This window comes from Alteromonas gracilis, from assembly GCF_002993325.1.
In the GTDB taxonomy this organism is placed as follows: domain Bacteria; phylum Pseudomonadota; class Gammaproteobacteria; order Enterobacterales; family Alteromonadaceae; genus Alteromonas; species Alteromonas gracilis.
In genome coordinates this window covers 1-3586 of sequence record NZ_PVNO01000020.1, presented here as the reverse complement: position 1 = coordinate 3586, position 3586 = coordinate 1, and the positions used below count along the sequence as shown (strand labels likewise).

At 48.9% G+C, this 3586-nt stretch carries 2 tRNA genes and 1 rRNA gene; all 3 read left to right on the top strand.

Annotated elements, in window-relative coordinates:
• Positions 1-88: 88 nt before the first annotated feature.
• The 3 genes from C6Y39_RS05330 to C6Y39_RS05320 all read left to right on the top strand — a co-directional run bounded on the left by C6Y39_RS05330 (position 89) and on the right by C6Y39_RS05320 (position 3558).
• Positions 89-164: transfer RNA gene (locus C6Y39_RS05330), tRNA-Ala, on the top strand.
• 39 nt (positions 165-203) lie between these two features.
• Positions 204-280: transfer RNA gene (locus tag C6Y39_RS05325), tRNA-Ile, on the top strand.
• A 399-nt stretch (positions 281-679) separates the two neighbouring features.
• Positions 680-3558, top strand: a 23S ribosomal RNA gene (locus C6Y39_RS05320).
• Positions 3559-3586 lie beyond the last annotated feature (28 nt).

Sequence of the window (3586 nt, the reverse complement as noted above, 5' to 3'; positions counted from 1 at the left end):
ACCTCCTTACCATTACGTCGATAGACGCACTTGATGCAGTGCCTACACAGATAGTCTTGTTTAAAAATGAAGAACGACACAAGTTTATGGGGCTATAGCTCAGCTGGGAGAGCGCCTGATTTGCATTCAGGAGGTCAGCAGTTCGATCCTGCTTAGCTCCACCATCTACTTGACACTGAGCTTTGATAAGCGAAGTTTACTGAAGGCTTGTAGCTCAGCTGGTTAGAGCGCACCCCTGATAAGGGTGAGGTCGGCAGTTCAAGTCTGCCCAAGCCTACCATTTCCTTGCTTATTAGCAGGACGGTAACAAAGGTAGAAACGTGTCACGTTGGACCCGAAATCCTAATGAATATTTACTGTTTCAGTAAAGATTGATTAGGGTTTTTTACCCTGAGGGAGCATTTACGATACTTGAAAGAGTAATGTAGGTCCTCCTTGCGCAAAAGTCATGACAAAAAGCGTCATGATTTTGCACGATAGTTCTTTAACAATTTGGAAAGCTGATATTAATAGTAATCAATCAAAATTGAGTAACTGAGAAGTCGAAAGACGTACTTTTTACTCTACTTGACTGAATTGCTTGTTATCAATTTATTGATAGCAAGGCAATTCTTCCGATTAGCTTGTCATTCATGCGACATAACTTAGACAGAAGTCAAAAGGCTGTTTGGGGTTGTATGGTTAAGTGACGAAGCGTATACGGTGGATGCCTTGGCAGTTAGAGGCGATGAAGGACGTGTAAGTCTGCGAAAAGCTGTGGTGAGCCGACAAAATGCATTTGAGCCACAGATGTCCGAATGGGGAAACCCACCTGTTTACAGGTATCGTTACGTGAATACATAGCGTAACGAGGCGAACGAGGGGAACTGAAACATCTAAGTACCCTTAGGAAAAGAAATCAATTGAGATTCCCCTAGTAGCGGCGAGCGAACGGGGAACAGCCCTTAAGCTGTATTGAATGTAGTGGAATCCTTTGGGAAGAGGAGCGATACAAGGTGATAGCCCTGTACACGACGCAATCTTTACAGTGAAATCGAGTAGGTCGGGACACGTGTTATCTTGACTGAATATGGGGGGACCATCCTCCAAGGCTAAATACTCCTAACTGACCGATAGTGAACCAGTACCGTGAGGGAAAGGCGAAAAGAACCCCTGTGAGGGGAGTGAAATAGAACCTGAAACCGTATACGTACAAGCAGTGGGAGCACCTTCGTGGTGTGACTGCGTACCTTTTGTATAATGGGTCAGCGACTTATATTTAGTAGCGAGGTTAAGTGAATAACGGAGCCGTAGCGAAAGCGAGTGTTAACTGCGCGTTTAGTTGCTAGGTATAGACCCGAAACCCGGTGATCTAGCCATGGGCAGGTTGAAGGTTGAGTAACATCAACTGGAGGACCGAACCCACTAACGTTGAAAAGTTAGGGGATGACCTGTGGCTGGGGGTGAAAGGCCAATCAAACCGGGAGATAGCTGGTTCTCCCCGAAATCTATTTAGGTAGAGCCTCGGACGAATTCCATTGGGGGTAGAGCACTGTTAAGGCTAGGGGGTCATCCCGACTTACCAACCCTTTGCAAACTCCGAATACCAATGAGAACTATCCGGGAGACACACGGCGGGTGCTAACGTCCGTCGTGGAGAGGGAAACAACCCAGACCGCCAGCTAAGGTCCCAAAATATTGCTAAGTGGGAAACGATGTGGGAAGGCACAGACAGCTAGGAGGTTGGCTTAGAAGCAGCCACCCTTTAAAGAAAGCGTAATAGCTCACTAGTCGAGTCGGCCTGCGCGGAAGATGTAACGGGGCTAAGCAATATACCGAAGCTGCGGCAGCAAGTTTACTTGCTGGGTAGGGGAGCGTTGTGTAAGTGGATGAAGGTGAGTTGTAAAGCTTGCTGGACATATCACAAGTGCGAATGCTGACATGAGTAACGATAATGGGAGTGAAAAACTCCCACGCCGGAAGACCAAGGTTTCCTGTCCCATGCTAATCAGGGCAGGGTAAGTCGGCCCCTAAGGCGAGGCAGAAATGCGTAGTCGATGGGAAACGGATTAATATTTCCGTACTTATATAATCAGTGATGGAGGGACGGAGAAGGCTAGGCAAGCTTGGCGTTGGTTGTCCAAGTGAAAGCGAGTAGGCCGAGAATTTAGGTAAATCCGGATTCTTAAAGCTGAGACGCGAGACGAGCTCCCAAGGGAGTGAAGTTGTTGATGCCCTGCTTCCAGGAAAAGCTTCTAAACTTATGATTATATGAACCGTACCCCAAACCGACACAGGTGGTCAGGTAGAGAATACTAAGGCGCTTGAGAGAACTCGGGTGAAGGAACTCGGCAAAATTGTACCGTAACTTCGGGAGAAGGTACGCCCCTGTTTGTGAACACTTCGCGTGGTAAGCAAATGGGGGCCGCAGTGACCAGGTGGCTGGGACTGTTTATTAAAAACACAGCACTCTGCAAACTCGTAAGAGGACGTATAGGGTGTGACACCTGCCCGGTGCCGGAAGGTTAATTGATGGGGTTAGTTTTCGGACGAAGCTCTTGATCGAAGCCCCGGTAAACGGCGGCCGTAACTATAACGGTCCTAAGGTAGCGAAATTCCTTGTCGGGTAAGTTCCGACCTGCACGAATGGTGTAACCATGGCCACGCTGTCTCCACCCGAGACTCAGTGAAATTGAAATCGCAGTGAAGATGCTGTGTACCCGCACCTAGACGGAAAGACCCCGTGAACCTTTACTACAGCTTGGCACTGAACATTGAACCTACATGTGTAGGATAGGTGGGAGGCTTTGAAGCACAGTCGCTAGATTGTGTGGAGCCGTCCTTGAAATACCACCCTTGTATGTTTGATGTTCTAACATTGGTCCCTTATCGGGATTGTGGACAGTGTCTGGTGGGTAGTTTGACTGGGGCGGTCTCCTCCCAAATAGTAACGGAGGAGCACGAAGGTTAGCTAATCACGGTCGGACATCGTGAGGTTAGTGCAATGGCATAAGCTAGCTTAACTGCGAGACAGACACGTCGAGCAGGTACGAAAGTAGGTCATAGTGATCCGGTGGTTCTGTATGGAAGGGCCATCGCTCAACGGATAAAAGGTACTCCGGGGATAACAGGCTGATACCGCCCAAGAGTTCATATCGACGGCGGTGTTTGGCACCTCGATGTCGGCTCATCACATCCTGGGGCTGAAGTCGGTCCCAAGGGTATGGCTGTTCGCCATTTAAAGTGGTACGCGAGCTGGGTTTAGAACGTCGTGAGACAGTTCGGTCCCTATCTGGTGTGGGCGTTGGATGATTGATGGGAGCTGCTCCTAGTACGAGAGGACCGGAGTGGACGAACCGCTGGTGTTCGGGTTGTCATGCCAATGGCATTGCCCGGTAGCTATGTTCGGAACGGATAACCGCTGAAAGCATCTAAGCGGGAAGCCGGCCCAAAGATGAGTCATCCCTGACCTTTAAGGTCTGGAAGGGTTGTTATAGACGATGACGTTGATAGGCAGGGTGTGGAAGCGTTGTAAGGCGTTAAGCTAACCTGTACTAATTGCCCGAGAGGCTTAACCATACAACGCCCAAGAAGCTTTAGGCTTTTG